Below are 18844 nucleotides of genomic sequence, written 5' to 3' on the forward strand. Positions count from 1 at the left end.
GGGCGCAACACAGTTGGGGGGGGGGGGGTTTGCGCGGGGTCTTGGCCGGGACGGTGGTGGGCGGCGGGGGGCGCCCCCCCCGACCGGTTCCTGGCCGCGCAACGCGCGGCGGGCAACGCGGTGAGCACCCGGGCAGGCAAGGCCGGGGTGCTGGCGTTGTTCTACGAGTTCGTGATCGCCCGATACCAGGTCGACATCCACGCGCTGACAGGTGTTGTGGCCCAGCAGCCGATCGACGAGTACAACCGACAGTCGGGTGCCTCGTTGGGCAAGGTCAGGGTCCCGCCGTCGGAGGACGAGATCGACCTCCTGTTCACCGGGTGGCGCGAGTCGGTCCCGCGGGCCCGCAAGTACCTGCCCGCCGCCCGCGACTACCTCGCGGCGTCGTTGTGGCGGCGGGTCGGCCTGCGGATCAACGAGACCGTGATGCTCGACATCCGCGACTGGCGCCCCGACCTGGGCACGTTCGGGAAGCTGCATGTGCGACATGGCAAGGGCAGCAAGGGCCGTGGGCCCAAAGCCCGCCTGGTGCCGGCGGTCAACGGCGCGGACCGGCTGATCGATTGGTGGCTGGCCGAGGTCCGTCACCAGGTCGGCAGCGACTGGGCCGACCCGGACGCCCCGATGCTGCCCAGCGAGCGCCGCGACACCGACCTGGACCGCTGCCGGCGGGTCGGCACCAACGCCTTGCGGCAGGGCCTGGTGCAAGCGGTCGGCACATGGCTGCCGGCCTGGTCGGGACGACTGACACCACATGTGCTGCGCCACTTCTGCGCCTCTTCGCTGTATGTGAACGGAATGGACCTCAAGGCGCTGCAGGACCTGCTCGGTCACCAGTGGTTGGCGACCACATCCGGCTACGTCCACGTCCGCAGCGACCACATCGAACAGGCCTGGTTGACCGCGAACCAACGACTGGAAGCCCGCTTCTCGGAAAAGGTGTGAGCTGATGCAGTGGAACATGCGACTCAAAGCCGCCGAGCGTGGCATCTGGAAGTCGGCCGAGATGCGTCGCCGGTTGGCCGACGCCGGACTGGAACTGAGCGCCGGGAAGATGTCCGCACTGTGGACCGGAACGCCGACCACGATCCGTTTGGACGACCTCGACGTGATCTGCGAGGTGCTGGGCTGCGGTCCGTCCGAACTGCTGATCCGCGAACCCGACAAGGTCGCCGCCCGCCGACCGGGCCGGGAGGAGACCGCTTCGGGCGAACGGTCGACATTCGTTGTCGCGCCACGCTTCGGCAAACCCAAGTCCGAACCGCCGCTGTGACGCTGCCACCGGCGACCTGCGTCGCGTGCCAGGTCAACAAGGTCGCCTGGGTCAAGCCGCGCGTCGACTTCTGCTACCGGTGCCTGCCCGGCGGACCGTTCACCCCACCACCGTGCCGGGCCTGCGGATCGACCCGCTACTACAGCGACGGCCTGTGCGACCGGTGTCATCCCGGCGGCCCGATGCACGTGGGCTCCTGCCGTGGTTGCCTGGCCTGGGGCGTGTACCGCCAGCACAACTGGCATTGCTGGTCCTGCCGCTGGTGGCAGAACCACTACCCGACAGGCGTGTGCGACTACTGCGGCCGAACCACACCGATCGGCCGGCTCGGCGCGTGCCGGCTGTGCCTGGAACAGGCCCGGATAGCCCAGCAACCCGGTCAGGTCCTGCCACTGGCCGCGGCCAACCGGGACGGCCAACAACTGTTCTTCGCGAACATGCAGCCGCGCCGCCACAATCGCGTCTGGGAGGGCCGGTCCACCCGACCGGCGAAGACGCCGCAGACCCTGGCCGTGGTCCCGGTCGAACAGCTGGCCCTGTTCCGGGCCAAGCCCGACCCCGCGCTGGTCAAGAAGCGGGCGCTGGGCCTGGAGAGCGAACTCGTCACCTACTGCACCGGCGTCGTCCTCGAGCAGGCCGACAAGCACGGCTGGAGCACCCGGCAACGCAACGACGCCATCCGATCCCTGCGGATCCTGCAGGTCCTGCAGGACACCCCGGGCGCCAAGATCCGGGCATCCGAGGTGCAACAGCTCAGCCGCTACGGCGGCAGCGTCATGACCGCACTCGACATCCTCGACGCGGCCGGCCTTCTGATCGACGACCGGCCCGACACCGTCACGACCTACTACACCCGAAAGACCGCCGGACTGCCCCGGACGATGACCTCGCAACTGGACGTCTGGCTGGACGTCATGCTCCACGGCAGCCAACGGGCGCCCCGCCGACGGTCCCGGGACCCGCAGACCGCGCGCCTGCACATCCTGTCGATCGCCGCGATCGCCCACACCTGGGCCGACGCCGGCCACCGGTCGTTCGCCGAGATCAGCACGGACCACATCCGGGCCGCGCTGCCCGAACGCGGCCCCGGCCGCACCGTCGCCGAGGCCGGCCTCCGGTCCCTGTTCTCGGTGCTCAAGGCGCGGAAACTGACCTTCACCGACCCGACCCGCGGCATGCGGTTCACGCCGGTCAACCACACCGTCCCGCTGCCCCTGAACACCGCAGCCATCCGCGCCGCGCTGGACTCGCCCGACCCGGCCGTCGCGCTCGGCGTCGCCCTGGTCTGCTTCCACGCACTGACCAGCCAACAGCTCATCGACCTCGAACTCACCGACATCGCCGACAACCGGATCACTCTCGACGGACGCAGCATCCCGATCGCCCAGCCCGTCAAGGTCCGGCTGACCGCCTACCTCGACCACCGGCAACGGACCTGGCCCGCCAGCATCAACCCGCACCTGTTCATCAGCCGACGCAGCGCACCGCGCCTGCGACCCGTCGGTCGGCAGTTCCTCTGGCAATAAACCGATCTCAAACCCCAGGCGCTGCGCGAGGACCGCATCCTGCAAGAGATCCACGCGACCGGCGGCGACGTCCGCCGTATCTGCGACCTGTTCGGCATCACCATTTCCGCCGCCGAACGCTACGCAGCCGCCATGACCGACACCACCGACACACCAACATCTCCGGTTCCCCGAACCCGGAACCACCCCTAACATGTCCACCATCAACTACCCTTGAGTTCCCGGGTTTTCGGCCCCAGATCGCCGGAACCCGTAACCTTGGTGACCATCCGCTGGTCGGTGTCGAACATTGCGCGTTCCCGGGCCGACAGCACGGTCTGCACCCGGAACGACTTCGTCGGGAGCTTCCACAGCGCCTCGCCGACGCCGGCGCCGGCGATGACCTCGCGTTCGGCTTCGGTGAGGGCGAGATCGCTGGTGGCTCGGTCGAGTTCGCCGGGGGCCTGCCGGAACACGACGCGGGTGTCGCACAGCGACAGCAGTCCCTTGGCCTTCTTGACGGCGGCGGAGTCGGCGTGGCCGACCTTGTCCGGGTCGGACAGGGCGTGCATGGCCAGGATGTTCGCGATGCCGTAGAACCGGGACAGCCGCAGGTCGGCGTTCATCCGGTCGAGTTGTGCTTCGCCGCTGATGATCCGCCAGGCCTCGTCGTAGACGAAGATCCGCTGCCCGAAGCTGGGGTCGGCCATGGTGGAGCCGACCCATGCGGAGGCGCAGAGCATGACCAGGGACTGCAGCAGGTCGTCGTCACCGAGGGCGGCGGAGCCGAGGGCGATCATCGGCGCCTGTGGGTCGAACCGGACGGTCGACGGGCCGTCGAACAGGCCGCCGAGGTGCCCGTTGATCAGCGACGACAGGACCGCGTAGACGGGTTGGCCGTGGTGCCGCAGCAGGTCGGCGTCGTAGCCGGCGGCCCTGGCCCGGGTCGGGTCGGGATCGGCGAGGTGATGCGCGACGTGCGGCAGGGTCGGGGTGCCGGCCGCGTCGACGGCCGCGGCCAGTGCGACGTCGAGGGCGGCGACGGCTAACGGGTTGAGCGGGGCGATCGCGGGTGAGGCGGTGGCGACCAGGGCGACGAGCAGTTTCTGCCGGCGGGACCACACCTCGGTCTCCCACAGTTGCTGGTCCTTGCCGGCGGGTTTGACGCCGCCGTCGAGCGGGTTGAGTCGGGCCGGCAGGCCGCGACCCAGCCGTATGCCCTGGCCGCCCAACGCGATCGCGAGCCGGAGCCAGTCGTCCTTGGGGTCGCCGGGGACGACGATTCGCCGGCCGAACGGCAGGTTCCGCACGGCCAGGGCCATCGCGGTATTCGTTTTGCCCCAGCCGATCCCGCCGACCATCATGATGTTGGTGTTGGACACCAGCCGGGGCCGCCGGTTGTACAGGTCGAAGCCGCAGTAGCAGAATGAGGCCCCCGAGTAGGAGTCACGGCCGACATAGATTCCGGAGGCGCCGAGGCCACCGTCGGCGAGGAACGGGTACACGTGCGAGAGGTTGGCGGTGGTGGCCCGGTGCTTGCGCAGCTTCAGGCCGCGGCCCGTGCGGCCGGCCCAGGGCCGTTTCTCCCCCGCTTTCGGGGTGCGGGAGCGGTATTCGGCCTTGCGGGCGTCGGTCTCGGCCTGCCGGGCGGCGGCCGCCGCGGCGACGTCGACGGCGACGAGCCGGTCGGCGGCCTGCTTCCACTGCCGGCGGTGGGCGCGGCGGTCGCGGCGGTTGGCGTCATCGGAGAGGAAGCCGCCGCTGTGCACGGTCCGGTTCGGATTCTCGTCCATGTTCAGAATCCCCGGGTGAGCGGCAGCGCGCCGGCGGCGAACGCCTGCGTCTGCTGCCCGGCGAGAACCCGGGCCTCGCAGCCGGCCTGGATGGCGGCCTGCCGGACGGCGCCGACGGCCAGGGTCAGGTCGTCCAGGGTGGGTCCGGTGACCACGAGGATGCCGGCGTAGCCGATGTCGCCGTGGCCGGCGTTGATCTCGGCCTCCCGTTGCAGGGTGTCGGTCAGTTCGTCGGCGTCGGAGAGGTTCTCGACCTGGCCGAGGCGGTGCCGGTCGTGGGCGTTGGAGATCAGTTCGGTCTTGTCGTGCTGGACCTGTTTCATCGCCTTGGCGGTCGGTACGGGTTCGTAGACCAGGCTGAGCCGACGGTCGATGCCCGGGGTGAGCACCAGCGGGGCCAGGAACGTCGGGTAGACCTGGCTGCGCGGCCATTCGACCAGCCACAGCACGCAGTGGAACGCGGTGTCGGTGCGCAGGTAGTCCCAGTGTTCCTGGACGGCGATCGGGCCGGCGGTGGCCAGGTCCCGTCCGGCGGTGGGCCGGTAGTCCAGCACCGGGCGGATCGCCGGGTCGTAGGCGCAGCGCAGGTCGTAGGCGAGATCCTGTGCGGACAGCCATCCTTCGACGGCCAGGCTGGATGCGGCCAGCGCGGCCTCGACGACCCGGCGTTGCCCGGCTAGGACCTTGAGCGCGCCGGGGTGCCCGCCGCCGGACTTGCGGATCAGGCCGCGGCACCGTTTGGCGTCCAGGGTGAGCGCGATCAACACCTCGCTGCGGGAGGATGCGGGGCCGGCGATGTCCATCAGGTCCCGGTAGTTCTCGCTGGCCCAGGCCGACAGGTCCTGCTCGCAGGCGTGCATCGCGTGGTAGTCGCGCAGCCCGTCACCGGAGTCCGGGACGCACTGCTCGAGGACCTGGATGCGGCTGATCAGGTTGGACTGGCAGATGCCGGCCAGGACCCGCCCCCAGCCGCCGACCTGCGCGTCCTGGGTCTCGGGGTCAAGCAGCAGGAACGCGGGGGCCCGGACCCGCAGCACGGCGGTGTAGCCGGCGGTCCAGGGGTCGTGCACGGCGACCGACCCGTCCGCGGCGGTCAGGGTGACCAGCCGCGCCTCCTCGCCGGGCAGGGCGAGCCGGCCGGCGGGACGGCGGGCCGCGGTGACCCGGAACCCGTTCTGCCGGGTGCGGCGGCGCCGCCAGTAGTGCCAGACGATCGGCGCCCACTCGACCAGCGGGAACCCGTCGTAGCGGACCAGGGCCAGGCCGGTCAGCGGCCCACCGACGAGCAGAGCTACCCAGAACGCCGCGCCCAGGCCCAGCAGTGGGACGCAGGCGGCGACCAGGACGATCGCCGCGAGCAGCGTGATGGCCTGCGGCACGGACAGGTTCATGATCAGTCCGCGGCGGGACCGGCGGGCCAACCGGGCGGTCCGCGGCGGGGTCGGCGCCTTCTCCGTGGTGGTCATGCCGCAGTTCCTCCGGGGGTCGGCGCGGGCATCCGGTCGTTGATCAGCACCCGCCGCAACCCGTTGAGTTGCTGCGGGCCGAGCCGACCCTGGGTCTCGGCATAGAAGAACATCCGTTCGGCCTGCGACTGGGGAATCGACAGTGCCTGCGCGGCCCCGGCCGGATGCACGAGCGGGTTGCGTTGCCCGTCGGCCTCCCGGTTGAAGTACTCGTCCATCCGCGGCCACTGCACCGCGTCGGGCGACTCACCGGACACCGGGGTGCCGGTCGCTGCCGCGGGACTCACGCTCGCTCCACCGCCACCCGCGGGTGAGGATGCGCTGCCGTCATTCTCGGCGGGTGCGGCGGAGGGAGCGGAACCGGCGTCGGCCGGGCTCGTCGCCGCAGGACTCGACGCAGTTCCGGCGCCGCCCGCGGGCTTGGCCCCAGCACCCGGCCGGTTGCCGACTGCGGCGGCCGGTCCGGACGGTTTCGGTGTGGCCGCGGCGCCCGCCCGGCCGGCGATCCATCCACCGGCCGCGCCCGCGGCACCGCCGGCCAGCGCCGCGCCTTTGCGGCCCATCGTCAGGCCCCGGCCCGCGTTGCCCAGCGCGGCCGCCGCACCGGTCGTGTTGGCCGAGGTGATCTGGTCGGAGGCGAACTGGACGAACCGCATCACCGCCAACGGGGACAGCGCCGCGAGGACCACCCACACCGAACCCAGCAGGGCGTCGCTGATGTCGCCGGTGATCGACGAGGCGACCGCACTGTAGGCCAGGGTCAAGATTGCGCAGATGACGAACTTCGCGATGGCGAGCGCAACGATGACCTCGAACCATTTGACCGCCCAGACTTTCGTCTTCCCGGACGTCAAGCCGGCCATCGCGAACGGCGCGAAGACCAGGGTGCCGATGATCATCGCCTTTCGCAGGAACAGGACGATGATGATCGTCGCCCAGGCCACGATGCCGACGGCGGCGATGACGACGACGACCAGCCAGCCAGATCCTTCGATGGCGCCCTGCATCGCGAACGCCTTCTTGATGCCGTCCTGCGCGGCGGCCTGGGCGCCGCCGAGCAGGTAGTTGGAGAACTGGTCGACGATCAGCAGCAGGCCGGCGGTCAGCACCGCGCAACCTGCTCCGAGGATCAGCCCGAGGGCGCTGCCCCACACGGCCCGCCACATCTGCGACGGTGACCGCGCGAGCATCGCGGTGACGATCTGGAACACGAACAGCAGCCCGACGACCGGCAGCACCAGGTACCGCATCATGGTCAGGATGTCCTGCAGCCAGGTCGCGCCCAGGTTGACCCGCAACCCGGAGTTGATCTGGTCGATCGCCTTGAGCATCATCCACTGATTGGCCTCGACGGCCCCGGCGGCGATGCGTTTGAGTATGTCGTCGGAGGTGTCGGACAGCCAGTTGCCGATTCCGTCGGCACGCACGAATGTCGTTGTCATTGTGGGAGTTTCCGTTCAGAGTGGGTCGGTCATCCGAATTGGGTGCAGGCGTTCCAGACGACTGGGCCCGCAGCGTTTTCCAGGAGCGCGACGACGACGGCGCGCTTGTTCGAGTTGTCGCGGAACGCGACCCAGGCCGAGCGCATGTCGGCGGACCGGTCGAGGGTGACCGGGGTGCTGATCCCGCCCCACGGGTTGGGGTTGCGGATGAACTCGGCGGTGAGGTCGCCGTTCAGCCTGTCGAGTTCGCCGGGTCCGTAGTCCCATCCGCCGAACACCATGCCGGTGTTGTCCGCACAGGACAGCTGGTTGGTCGGGCAGTCGCCGCCGAGGCCTGCCCGGCTGCTGGCGCAGGATTTGGCCTTGGCGGTCAACGCGGTGTCGGTCGTGTACGGCGGCAGGCCGTCGCCGGCGCGGAGGTCGTTGATGTCGGTGGTCCACCGCTCCGACAGGTCCAGATACTCCCAGGCGCCGGGCAGTTGAGGTCCGTCGTCGATGCGGTAGTCCTTGGGGTCGCCGCTGAACGCGACCGCTTGCGTGTTGGACGTCCATCGCACGTAGGTGAGGCCGGCCCCCAGGAGCAAAGCGGCGGCCAGCGCGACAGCGACGCCGGTGCGGGCGCGGCTCACGACCGACCCGTTTGAAGACAAGGATCCGACGGCCCAGAGCACGGCGCAGCCGACGACCATGGCGACGGCGAGCACCAGGGCGAACAGCACGCCCTGGTTGATCCACCCGGTGATCGCCTCGGTGCCCGGTTGCGGTTCCCAGTTCATGAGATCGACCCGTATTCCCAGTGCCACGGTTCCGGTTTCGATCCGCCGGCCTGCGCCCAGGCCGGGTGGACCCAGCCGAACCGGACGGCGTTCGCGGTGAGCCAGTCGAACGCCGGACCACTGCCGGAGTTCACGCCGCAGCAGGCACCGATGTCGACGGCCTTGGCCCAGCCGTGGTTGCTGGTGCCAGGCACCGCGCACAGGCTGCCCTTCTCGGCACGGCAGGCGACCTGGCCGGCGTAGTCCCGGTAGGCGTCGGTGATGCCGATGTCCTGCCCGATCGCGGCCTTGAACGCGGTGTTCATCTGGTCGAACGCGTCGGCGGCGTGGCATTCCAGCAGCAGTTGCGGCGCGGTCGGGACCGGGCATAGGGCGGAGGCGGGGATCTGCCCGTTGGCGTAGCCGCCCCACTGTGCGGAGCCGCCGCCGTCGGATGCCGCGGCTCCCGCCGGGGACGGGCACCAGCCGCCATCGCCGGCGGCGACCGGTTGCATGCCGTCAGCCATCGGATCAATGTTCCGGTCGGCGGTCAGGTCGGTGACGATGGTTTCGGCCTGCTCGTACATTTCTCGGTAGATGCCGCCGTCCGACGACGGTGATCCCTGCACGGTCTGCGCGGTGTTCCAAGGCGGAAGGGACTGCCAGGCGGGGATTTCCACGAGCCGGTCGTAGAAGAAGCCGGCCGAGGTGGCCGGGTCGATGAGTTGTTCCGGGGAGCCCCATCCGGTCATCGGCCGCTGCTGGAACAGCCCGATCGAGTCCAGGTTGTTCCCGACCCGGTCGTGCGGGTACTGCAACGATTCTCGGGCAACCGCACGTTCGGCGTCGTTGAGTTGGCGGCGTTCGACCGAGCCGATCAGGGTAGAGGTGCCGTCGTTGGCGTAGTTGTACAGGGTCGATTCGGCCAGGGCGACGGCGACACCGATCGCGGCGCCGGTGTTTCCGAGTCTGCGGCCCAGGGCGACCGACACGATGATCTTGGCGTTGCGTTCCTGCGCTAGGTCGAGGGTGCCCTGCGTGGAGCCGGTGACGGCGCCGCAGTCAAGGGCGCCGGGCAGGAACCGCGGCTGGCGTTTGCCGCTGCTGCTGACCGCGGCGACGGTGACGACGACGGCGACCCCGAGCAGCAGTCCGACGGCGGTGGGACCGACGAGGTGCAGCCTTCGGATGGCCCGCATCAGCCCGACCCCAGGGCGTCCTGCAGGTGTTGCGGCACGACGCGGTCGAGAGTGCAGTAGGTGGCGGCCGGTGGGCAGGCGACGGTGATGCCGAGTTGCACAGTGACGCGGGTGGGGTGGCCGGACTTCGTGGTGATCGTCTGCTGGCCGGTCACGTCGATGCCGTAGACGCCGGGTGAGACACCGATCCCCTTGAGCCGGTTCGCGGCCCATTCGGACACCTCGACATCGGTGAGGTCGACGGTGACGCTCGCGCGGCTGTCCTTCAGCGAATTCAGCGACGGGTCGGTAGGGGTGAAAGCGGTCAGGTCCTGGGCCAGTTGGGTCGGGTCGCCGTACGGGGCGGGCGCGGCCGCGCGGAGCAGATCGTCGTTGCGGGCCTGGAAGTCCGTGGTGGAGTCGTACGCCAGCACGGCGGTGGCCACCCGGCGGGCGAATTCGAGGTGGTCGGTCAACCCGCCGATCAGCGTGGAGTCGGTGGGGCTGCTCCCGGGCAGGATCACCCGTGCGCTCGACGATGGTGTGGTCACCGCGGCGAGCACCGACGGGCCCGGGTTCACCGATGGCGTCGCGGCCGTCGCCGTCCCGGCCGGCCGGCCCGGTTCGTCACCGGAGAGGAAGACCGTGAACACCCCGACTGCGACGACCGCGATGGCGGCCACAGTGACGCCGATGATGAGGATGCGGCGGCGACCGGCCGCGGAATCCGCTGAGGTCTGCATCGGCTCACACCGGCCGCACCGGATCGGCCGGCGCGACGGTCTGAACCATTGACGCCGGCGCGGACACGGTCTTGCCGACGGAGTTGAACCAGCCGACCAGGTAGGCGGCGCCGCCGACCAGCAGCGCCGCGACGAGCGCCACGATCAGCGTGGTCTTGCCCCGGGACGAGTGCTGCGGGTTGTTTCCGAAGGCGCCGACCGCCCAGAGGATCGCGCCGATCAGGAACGCGGCGACGCAGGCGACCAGGGCGTACGGGATCAGGCCCAGCACCAGACCCTTGAAGGTCGCCAGGCCCGGCAAGGTGGTCTCGGTCGCTCCGGTCAGCGGGTTGTTCCCAGCCGGTGCGGGTGTCGGTGCGGTGCTGTCCTCCGGCGCGACGAGTGATCGGATCATGGAATCTGCTCCCAGGTGGTTGTGCCGGGCGACCCGGCGACGGATGAGTCGACTCCCAGTGCAGGCGGCTCCCGTGAGCTAACGCCTTGCTACAGTTATGACCAGGTGTTCGAAAGGTAGTGAGCTAGTTATGGCTCGGTCAAGACCTGCCCACCCCTGCCAACCGTTCGGAGGCTGCCCCAGTAGGCTGCCTACACACCGTGACAGGGCAGAGAGGGACCGACGTGGCCGACAGCGATGGCGGCATGCCTGACCTCGCCGATCGGCTTGACCACCTGTTCCGGACCGTTCCCCGGCCCGGCGGCCGCGGCCTGTGGTCCAACGAGCAGGCCTCGGTCGAACTCGCCCGACTGGGAACATCGATGTCAGCGGCGTACCTCAGTCAGCTACGCAACGGGAAACGGGACAACCCGTCGGCCCGCCATCTGAATGCACTTGCATCGCTTTTCGCGGTTCCGATCAGCTACTTTTTCGATTCCGACGTCGCGGAGAAGATCAACAACGACCTGAAGTTGTTGTCGGCCATTCGGGACAGCGATGTTCAAGCGATTGCGCTGCGTGCACATGGACTTTCCCCGGAGGGATTGGCCAGCGTGAAGGGGATAATCGACCACATCCGAAAGGTCGAGCAGCTACCCGACGAGGGGGACCCCACCGATGCCGTGGAGCATGACTCGCCCTCGCGACCCGAATGAACGCGCCTACCAGTACCTGGTCGCGTTGCTGCCCGATCCCTGGTTCGCCGACGAATTCGTTGACCTCGTCGCGGCGGACCGTGGCCGACCGATCCGTCTCCTGCCCCATCAACTGAGCACCGGCGACGCCACCGGGTACGCACTTCGCCGCGCCAGCCAGGACGTCATCGTGGTGCCGACAACCGCCACCGGCTCCCGGCGCGACGCCATCATCTGCCACGAACTGGTCCACATCGTCCTCGACCACGCGCCGCACGTCACCGACGACATCGAGTTCCTGAAGATGCTGGCGCCGCACTGCCCTCCCGAACTGCTGGAGCGTTTTCTGGCCCGCGACGGCTACGACACCGACGACGAGCGGACTGCGGAGACGATGGCGACCCGCCTGATCACCCGCGCCCAGACCCGGATCCAGCACCGAACCACCAGCGGCGAACTCGACCGCCTGACCACGCGGCTGCGCTGATGGGCCTGGCGATCGCCGCCGCGGTCCTGTGGATGGCGACCATCATCCGGCTGGTCGTCACGATCAGACGACCAGACGCTGCCCGGGTGACCATGGCGGCTGCCGCCGTGTGCGTGTCCCTGGCCTTCACCGTCGGGGTCGTCGCCACGTGGTTCGACACGACGCTGGACTGGCCCAATGGAGCCGAACTCGCTTCCCACCGCCTGTTCGTCACCGGCGCCTACTTCACCCTGCTGTTCCTGTCCGCAGTCCGCCACGGGCGGCTCACCCACCCGGCCGTCGTCCGCCATACGGTGCTGTTCGGGACCGTCGTGCTGGCCATGGTCGCGTTGTTCGGCGCCGCCGACGTGCACGACCGCTCGGCGGGCAGCGCCTTCGCCAGCGCGTATGCCGACGACGGCGCAGCTGTGCTCTACCGGATCACCTTCTCGGCCTACTTCGTCTACTGCCTGGTCACCATCGCCCGCACCTGCCGCCGGCACGCCTTCACCGATGGCGACCGCGCTCGCACGCTCAGCCTGCTCGGCATCGGGGTCGGCGCCGCCCTCGCCGCCATCGCATCGCTGGCCTCGGCCTTGCAGATGGCCATCAGCTACCTGACCGGCCAGCCCGAGCCCGTCCTGGCCACGATCAACCTCGTGGGGGTCGCGGCCGCCGGAATCATCGCCGGCATCGGGGTGCTCGTCCCGATCCCGCTCGACACGCTCCTGCGGTGGCGCCGGGCCCGCCGCATCAGCGATCACCTCGAACCGCTCTGGGCCGAACTCACCGGATCCATGCCCGAAGTCGTGCTCGCCGTACCGCCCGGCCGGAACCCCATCGAGCACGCGGAAATGGTCAGCACGCGACGTCGCATCGAAATCGCCGACGCCCTCTACCGCATCCACATCACCGAGCCCGCGGCGACCGGCATCCGGCGCAGCGGCAACCCGCCGGAGGCGCTGGGCCGGGTCCTGCGAGACGCAACCGCCTGGCACGCCGACGACCATTCGGGGGTCCTGGCCGCCGACCTACTGCCCGCAGCCGACGACGACCTCAGCCAGCTCCTGGCCGTCGCCGGCGCCTATGGGGCCGGCCGATGAAACGCGCCTACCGCAACCGCGACCTGATCAAGGCCCTCGACCCGGATGACTACCTGCGGATCTACCAGCTGACCACGCTATACGACTTCCCCACCGACATGCGCGTCGGCCTGAACCTCGCATTCTACCGAATCTTCGCCATCCCACACATGGCCGAGTTGCTCGTCCGGTCCGGCGAGATCATCGACCGTCCCAAGAAGCGTGCGTACGACACCGGGCTGATCATGTACGAGATCATCGCCCACGGCTTCGACCATCCCCGCAGCCGCGAGATGATCCGCCTGCTCAACCGCGTCCACAAGCCATGGCCGATCAGCAACGACGACTACCGCTTCGTGCTCGCGGCCCTCATGGTGGTCCCGCTCCGGTGGCTTGACCGCCGCGGCTGGCGACCCCTGCTCCCCGAGGAGCGCGACGCCAGCGTGCGCTTCTACCTGGACGTCGCCCGGCTGATGAACATCAGCGACCCGCCCACCAGCTACCCCCAGGCCGAGCGGCTCTTCGACGACTACGAGGCTGAGCACCTGGGGTCCAGCGACGCCGGCCGGGCTCTGATGGCATCCACCCAACAGATCATCGTCCGGCACCTACCCAAGCCACTGAAGCGATTCGGACCCGCGATCACCAGCGGCCTGTTCAACCAACCCGATCTGACTAACGTCTTGGATCTCCCGGCGCCGAACCCGGTGTTAGTGCGCCTGATCGACACCGCCTACGCCGTCCGCAACACTGCGACCCGGCTCAAGGCCGCACGGACGGAATCGTGGTTCGTCCCGGGTCGACCGGCCAGCTCGGTCTACGTGCACGGTTACACCCTGGACCAGCTCGGACCCGAGCAAGCCGGCCGCTCCACCACGCTCTGACGGTGAACTTCTTCTGAAACGCTCTGTGCGTCAGTGTGAGTCGTGGTCAATCGGGTGAGCGACGATGCGTTCGAGCCGGTCGGCCAGGTCGGTGATCGCGCCCGCCCGCATCCGCAGGAGGTCGATCAGCTCACGAACGCCTTCTGCCCCTGCCCCGCCGGATTCGGTTCCGCCGATCTCGTGATGCGTCCCCGCGCGCTCGATCTCGTCGATCAGTCCGGTCAGGTCGAGCTCGTCGACCATCGCCACCGCGCGGGTGACCGCGTCCGTGATCGTCGACCGAACCGGTGCGTCGGGTCCCTTCTCCCCCGGCCCGTCGCGCTCCCCCTCCGGCAGGTCCGGCACCGCGGCGATGCGCACCCTGGGTCGCGGCTTCACGTCCACTGTCGATTCAGGTACGTGCGGACCATCCACCGCGACTGCGGGTGTCGGTCGCGGGCCGATGCCTTGGGCGAACAGGTCCCACGGGCATTCCTCGGTCCCGGGCGGATGTGGATCTCCGCAAATCGAACACATTTCGGTCGCATGCTTGCGGCTCGGGTAGTGCTTGCCGTCGCGACCCTCAACTGAGATCGGAATGACGTTGTCCGGGTTGCCGCCGGTTTCGGCTCGCCCGGCCGAAAGGTCACGATGGATCGTGCCCAGGCCGACGCCGAGGACCTTGGCGATCGCCCGGAGGGACATTCGCGCGTTGGACAACGCCGCCACCGCGTGCGCGCGCTGCTCCCGCGGCACGGTCAGACGCAGGTCGCCCAGCCGGTCGTCGACATACTCGTCCCAGGACCGGTAGCCCAGGGCCGCGTATGCGCGCCCCTGATATGCGATCGCGATGTACTCCCAGGCACGTTCGACCATGCTGCGGATCTGCATCGTGATCTGTTCGGCGCTGGCCGGCGATAGCTCGAATGAGGCATCCTCATCCGTTTCCGCTGCGTCGCACGGTCGCTCGTACGCCGGCCATGCCTCGTCCATCAGGCTGCCCGCTTGCGACCGGTGCGGACCGGGCGTCCCTGCACGGCCGCCCGGACGATCCTCATCAACTCGGGGTTCGTGCGAATCCCCTTGGGACCGAAGGCGTCGATCTGGACGGCCGAGCCCGTCGTCCTGGAATCGGGCCGGCACCCCGGACCCGACCCGACGGTGAGCAGATCCAACGCCGACCAGGTTGCCACCGGCACCCCGGTCTGGTGAGCGGCCATCGCCGACCGGCACCGCCGCGACGAACTCGCCGCACCCGCGGCGGAGGCCATCACCGCATGCAACGGCGGGACCGGCCATGACCAACCTTCTCTCGCCAGGACCGCGGCCAGGGTCCGCATCCACGACGGTGCGGCCGGCCGTGCGGGATCGGTCTCGACGTACTCGGCATCGTCATTGAGTTCACCGACGATCCCGACGTCAGCGGCGCGGACCGCGCCGATCAGGCCGCGCGTCGACGCCGAGCCCATGCCGGTCTGGGCGGCGGCTGCTTCGGCGGCGTAGGCCCGGCGGACCGCGACGCGCAGCAAGCCGGGGGCGTCGGCCAGCCGGCCCGTCCGCACCAGCCGGTCGATCTGCTCCCAGACGGTCGCCAGTCCTTCGTCGGTCAGCCAGCCGGCGCTCCGCGTCCAGTGCGAGGCCTCGCGCCGGCATGCCGACTGGATGATGCCGATGGCCCGGCGGCCCGCGTCACTGTTCCAACCCTGATCCGCGACAGCTGCGAGCAGCGACACGAGCCGGTCTCCCTCACCGCCGATGTGCCGGACCTGTTCAGGGGTCTGCTCGCCGTGTTCGGCCGACGAGGCGTCGGGCTCGAGCTCGTTTCGTCCCTGTGGCCGCCATTCCGACGGGTCGGTTTGCTCGGCTTCGTGCCGATCGACGGCGCGGGCGGCGGTCACGATGCGTCCAGGGTGCTGATCCGGCAGTTGGCTTCGAATCCCTCGACGTCGCGGAGGCGGTACCGCACGGCCCCACCGATCTTGACGTACGGCACGCCGCGGCTGGCCGATCGGTCGTTGGCCAGGCTCCCGGCGTTGACCTGCCAGCGATGCGCCAGATCCCTTGTTGTCAAGAGACTCTCACCGGAGTCCATCACGCCTCCCTTGTCGAGTCGCCCCGCCGATCGGCGATGACGACGTCCGAGGCGTCAGGGCCGTGCGGGATAGGTTCCAGCGAATCCGAGCGAGCGCCGCTTGAGAACTAGCCAGAGCTAGTCTGGACATAGTCTATCCGCGTCATTCCTTGCTACAGTTAGCCAGGGGTGCTGATGCACGATCGGGCTCGATCAGCCGAAGTCACGGGAGGTGACCGGTGACCACCAGCGCGGAGCAGATCCGGAACCTGCGGACCCGCCGGGGCTGGACCCAGCATGACGTCGCGGAGAACCTGGACCGGCTCGCCTGGACCCAGACCGGCAAGCACGTCGGGGTGAACGCCGACATGGTTGCGAAATGGGAACGGGCCGTCAAGGTTCCGAGCCGCCGGTATCAGGAGCTCCTGGACTGCCTGTGCGGTGACGATCACCGCGACACGGTCGCCACCCTCGCAGGTGAGACCGATATTGATCCGATCGGCACGCTGGTGGCGCAGACCGGGTTGCTCCTGGACCGGCTTGGGAGGGATGCTCTGATCCTCAGGCCGCGTGTGCTTGAGGTCTGGGGGGCGGAGGCGTTGCGGCGCAGATCGTTGCTCAAGCTGGTCACCCTGGCTCCTGCTCTTGCCCTCGTCGGCGCACAGGAACCCACTCGACCGCCGAATACGGAGACCGCGACATCTCTCGGCAATCTCGCCGACGGCTACCAACGGCTGTACCACATCACCGCGCCGAACCTGCTGCTCACACCAGTCGTCGCGCACCTGGACGTCACCCGTGAACTCCTTCGCGACGCCAGCTCCGCCTGCTTGCGCCGGTCTCTGCTGAGAAACCAGGCGCAGGTGGCCCTGCTCGCCGGACGCATCTCGTTCTTCGACCTGAACGACCCCATAGCCGCACGCGGCTACTACGGCCTGGCGATCGAATCCTCGATCGAGTCCGGGGCCCACCACCTCGCCACATCCGCACTCGGACACAGCGCCTTCATCTCGGCCGCCGAGGGACGCGTTGCGACTGCCGTCCAATACCTTGATCAGGCCGGCGCGATGCTGGTCCGGGAACCGCATCATCGCCTGTCGTCGTGGCTCGCTGCGGTGGGCTCGGAGATCACCGCCAACGCCGGGTCCGCTCGCGAGAGCCTCGGCTGCATCGACCGTGCCCGGGAGGCTCTGGCCCGACCCGTGCTCGCCCCCGAACTGCCCTGGTTCGACTTCTTCGACGAATCCCGCCTCGACGGCTTCGCCGGCTACGCCAACCTCCGCGCACGCCGATACGACGAGGCCATGTCCCTGCTCGCCGCCAACCTGGGGCGGCTACCCGAGGACGCCGTCAAGCAACGGGCCGTCGTCCTCGCCGACCTGGCCGCCGCCCACCTGGCCACCGGGGACCTCGACCGGTCATGCTCGATCGCCACCGACGCTGTCGACAGCCTGCGTCAAGCCGGCTACGCCACCGGCCTCGACCGCCTCCGAACGCTCCGAACCAGCATGACCCCTTGGGCCACAAGCTCCGCAGTCCGGGACCTCGATCTGCATCTGGCGCTCGCCGCATGACCGTCGACGAACGCCTTCGAGGCATTAAGGCTGTCTGGTTCGACGTCGGCGAAGTGCTCATCGACGAGTCCCGCGAATACGGAACCTGGGCCGACTGGCTCGGCGTCCCCCGCCACACCTTCTCCGCCGTCTTCGGAGCCGTCATCGCCTCCGGCCGCGATTACCGCGAAGTCTTCCAACACTTCCGCCCCGGCTTCGACCTCGAAGCCGAGAGGCAGGCCAGGATCGACTCGGGATTGGGCGAGTACCTCAACGCCAACGACCTCTACCCCGACGTCCGACCCTGCCTGACTGAGTTGCGCGAGCTTGGCTACTTCGTGGGCATCGCAGGCAATCAGACCGTCCGCGCCGGCCGCTTCATTCGCGAACTGAACCTTCCGGCCGACGTCATCGCCACCTCGGACGACTGGGGTGTGAGCAAGCCGTCGGTCGAGTTCTTCCGCAAGCTGATCGAGAGCTCGGGACATTTGCCCGGCGAGATTCTCTACGTGGGCGACCGCCTCGACAACGACATCGCGCCCGCACAGAGCGCCGGGCTTGCGACTGCTTGGGTTCGTCGCGGGCCATGGGGAAAGGTCATGGATATAGAGCTGGCCCGAACCACCTTGGAGTCCGTGTTCGAACCCAACTTCATAGTTGACGCGTTGGAAGACTTGGCAATGTTGGCTGGCTGGAGCGGATAGCCACACATGGACGCATGCAGGTGCGTCACACCCTCCCAATTCGCATCAAGCTCGACCGCCCACTCCAAGAATGCCCCATCAACTTCGCCTCCCCCGACCGACATTTTGAACTGCAAGCGGTAATCTATACGTTTCATCCCATTTAGCCGCCGCAATCCTTGCTCGGCGATTATCATCGGCTTCCTGTTGCTCTTTGTGCGCTATCTTTCGGGCTTCTCGACACTCCGCTTTCGGTCAGTCTCTCCGAAATCTCGACAATTCTCTTCGAAATTGCGCGCCGCTCGGCCTTCGGGAGCCCCGCAGCACGCAATTGCACTCGCACAGCCCTCACAAGTTCACGAAACGCTGGGCTAGGCTTCCTTTTCGAAGCCCGTCTCTCGTTCGTCGCCTTACAATCCGCACACTGGTTTGTGAGCAAATCGTGTCTACACCTTGCTTGCTGCCCGGCCAAGACCGGGTCAAGCCCAGCTGAGTGGTGTACGTGACGAGGTCGGCCGCCGGTGATTCTTCGTTGGTCAGGCGGCGGTGGTGATTGCTGGCGTGCTGGTGGTGGTGTCCTCCTTTGCGTCGGGTCCGCTGGCGGTCTGGGATCGGGCCAGGACATCGATGCCGAGGTAGCGGCGGCCCTCGGTCCACTCATCGTGTTGCTCGGCCAGGACCGCGCCGACGAGGCGGATCAGAGCGTTGCGGTCGGGGAAGATGCCGACGACGTCGGTGCGGCGGCGGATCTCTTTGTTCAAGCGTTCCTGCGGGTTGTTGGACCAGATCTGCCGCCAGATCTCTTTGGGGAACGGGGTGAACGCGAACAGGTCGGCCCGGGCCTGGTCGAGGTGATCGGCGACGGCGGGCAGCTTCTCGGCCAGGGTGTCGATGACCTTGTCG

The 18844-nt window shown here is 68.8% G+C and carries 20 protein-coding genes; 9 read left to right on the plus strand and 11 right to left on the minus strand.

What is annotated here, in order from left to right; genetic code table 11:
- The 3 genes from ACOJUF_RS07900 to ACOJUF_RS07910 form a co-directional block, all read left to right on the plus strand.
- Nucleotides 1-945 (plus strand): tyrosine-type recombinase/integrase (locus tag ACOJUF_RS07900; protein WP_420121310.1); only part of this gene is annotated, 945 nt, incomplete at its 5' end.
- Between the two features lie 4 nt (nt 946-949).
- Nucleotides 950-1273, plus strand: a complete 324-nt coding sequence (locus ACOJUF_RS07905) for a helix-turn-helix domain-containing protein (protein ID WP_420121311.1) — start codon at nt 950-952, stop codon at nt 1271-1273.
- Nucleotides 1270-2799, plus strand: coding sequence for a hypothetical protein (locus ACOJUF_RS07910; protein ID WP_420121312.1), 1530 nt, complete (start codon nt 1270-1272; stop codon nt 2797-2799). Before ACOJUF_RS07905 ends, ACOJUF_RS07910 begins: the two co-directional genes overlap by 4 nt.
- 203 nt (nt 2800-3002) lie before the next feature.
- Here the strand turns inward: ACOJUF_RS07910 and ACOJUF_RS07915 are convergent, their stop codons facing one another.
- From ACOJUF_RS07915 to ACOJUF_RS07945, 7 genes are read right to left on the minus strand one after another with little or no spacing between them, the layout of a single operon-like run.
- A complete protein-coding gene (locus ACOJUF_RS07915; protein WP_420121313.1) occupies nt 3003-4571 on the minus strand; it encodes an ATP-binding protein in 1569 nt (522 codons plus the stop codon).
- A gap of 2 nt (nt 4572-4573) precedes the next feature.
- The gene (locus ACOJUF_RS07920) at nt 4574-6037 is read right to left on the minus strand and encodes a PrgI family protein (protein WP_420121314.1); all 1464 of its coding nucleotides are present in this window, start codon (nt 6035-6037) and stop codon (nt 4574-4576) included.
- Complete coding sequence (locus ACOJUF_RS07925) at nt 6034-7464, minus strand: hypothetical protein (RefSeq protein WP_420121315.1); 1431 nt, start codon at nt 7462-7464, stop codon at nt 6034-6036. The genes ACOJUF_RS07920 and ACOJUF_RS07925 overlap by 4 nt, the downstream gene beginning before the upstream one ends.
- Nucleotides 7465-7508: 44 nt before the next feature.
- On the minus strand, nt 7509-8255 hold the full coding sequence (locus ACOJUF_RS07930) for a DUF6112 family protein (RefSeq protein ID WP_420121316.1): 747 nt from the start codon (nt 8253-8255) through the stop codon (nt 7509-7511).
- Nucleotides 8252-9433 carry a M15 family metallopeptidase gene (locus ACOJUF_RS07935; protein WP_420121317.1) on the minus strand — a complete coding sequence of 394 codons (1182 nt, stop codon included), beginning with the start codon at nt 9431-9433 and terminating at the stop codon, nt 8252-8254. Before ACOJUF_RS07935 ends, ACOJUF_RS07930 begins: the two co-directional genes overlap by 4 nt.
- On the minus strand, nt 9433-10155 hold the full coding sequence (locus tag ACOJUF_RS07940; RefSeq protein ID WP_420121318.1) for a hypothetical protein: 723 nt from the start codon (nt 10153-10155) through the stop codon (nt 9433-9435). The genes ACOJUF_RS07935 and ACOJUF_RS07940 overlap by 1 nt, the downstream gene beginning before the upstream one ends.
- Before the next feature lie 4 nt (nt 10156-10159).
- On the minus strand, nt 10160-10549 hold the full coding sequence (locus ACOJUF_RS07945) for a DUF6112 family protein (RefSeq protein ID WP_420121319.1): 390 nt from the start codon (nt 10547-10549) through the stop codon (nt 10160-10162).
- Nucleotides 10550-10773: 224 nt separating this feature from the next.
- Between ACOJUF_RS07945 and ACOJUF_RS07950 the strand changes: the two genes are divergently transcribed.
- The 4 genes from ACOJUF_RS07950 to ACOJUF_RS07965 are packed head-to-tail and all read left to right on the plus strand — an operon-like array spanning nt 10774 to nt 13655.
- Nucleotides 10774-11244, plus strand: coding sequence for a helix-turn-helix domain-containing protein (locus ACOJUF_RS07950; RefSeq protein ID WP_420121320.1), 471 nt, complete (start codon nt 10774-10776; stop codon nt 11242-11244).
- Nucleotides 11207-11710 carry a hypothetical protein gene (locus ACOJUF_RS07955; RefSeq protein WP_420121321.1) on the plus strand — a complete coding sequence of 168 codons (504 nt, stop codon included), beginning with the start codon at nt 11207-11209 and terminating at the stop codon, nt 11708-11710. Before ACOJUF_RS07950 ends, ACOJUF_RS07955 begins: the two co-directional genes overlap by 38 nt.
- Nucleotides 11710-12792, plus strand: a complete 1083-nt coding sequence (locus ACOJUF_RS07960; protein ID WP_420121322.1) for an MAB_1171c family putative transporter — start codon at nt 11710-11712, stop codon at nt 12790-12792. Before ACOJUF_RS07955 ends, ACOJUF_RS07960 begins: the two co-directional genes overlap by 1 nt.
- The gene (locus ACOJUF_RS07965) at nt 12789-13655 is read left to right on the plus strand and encodes an oxygenase MpaB family protein (RefSeq protein ID WP_420121323.1); all 867 of its coding nucleotides are present in this window, start codon (nt 12789-12791) and stop codon (nt 13653-13655) included. Before ACOJUF_RS07960 ends, ACOJUF_RS07965 begins: the two co-directional genes overlap by 4 nt.
- A 30-nt stretch (nt 13656-13685) precedes the next feature.
- Here the strand turns inward: ACOJUF_RS07965 and ACOJUF_RS07970 are convergent, their stop codons facing one another.
- From ACOJUF_RS07970 to ACOJUF_RS07980, 3 genes are read right to left on the minus strand one after another with little or no spacing between them, the layout of a single operon-like run.
- Complete coding sequence (locus tag ACOJUF_RS07970) at nt 13686-14627, minus strand: helix-turn-helix domain-containing protein (protein ID WP_420121324.1); 942 nt, start codon at nt 14625-14627, stop codon at nt 13686-13688.
- On the minus strand, nt 14627-15532 hold the full coding sequence (locus ACOJUF_RS07975) for a hypothetical protein (RefSeq protein ID WP_420121325.1): 906 nt from the start codon (nt 15530-15532) through the stop codon (nt 14627-14629). Before ACOJUF_RS07975 ends, ACOJUF_RS07970 begins: the two co-directional genes overlap by 1 nt.
- Entirely contained in the window at nt 15529-15726 is a 198-nt protein-coding gene (locus ACOJUF_RS07980; protein ID WP_420121326.1) for a DNA-binding protein, read from the minus strand. The genes ACOJUF_RS07975 and ACOJUF_RS07980 overlap by 4 nt, the downstream gene beginning before the upstream one ends.
- 218 nt (nt 15727-15944) lie before the next feature.
- Here ACOJUF_RS07980 and ACOJUF_RS07985 point away from each other — a divergent pair, with 218 nt between their 5' ends.
- The gene (locus tag ACOJUF_RS07985; protein WP_420121327.1) at nt 15945-17279 is read left to right on the plus strand and encodes a helix-turn-helix domain-containing protein; all 1335 of its coding nucleotides are present in this window, start codon (nt 15945-15947) and stop codon (nt 17277-17279) included.
- The gene (locus ACOJUF_RS07990) at nt 17276-17962 is read left to right on the plus strand and encodes an HAD family hydrolase (protein ID WP_420121328.1); all 687 of its coding nucleotides are present in this window, start codon (nt 17276-17278) and stop codon (nt 17960-17962) included. The genes ACOJUF_RS07985 and ACOJUF_RS07990 overlap by 4 nt, the downstream gene beginning before the upstream one ends.
- Nucleotides 17963-18477: 515 nt before the next feature.
- Here the strand turns inward: ACOJUF_RS07990 and ACOJUF_RS07995 are convergent.
- The coding region (locus ACOJUF_RS07995; RefSeq protein WP_420121329.1) for a transposase at nt 18478-18844 on the minus strand (367 nt) is incomplete at its 5' end.

Origin of the sequence: Nakamurella sp., assembly GCF_048594475.1 — a bacterium.
Classification (GTDB): domain Bacteria; phylum Actinomycetota; class Actinomycetes; order Mycobacteriales; family Nakamurellaceae; genus Nakamurella.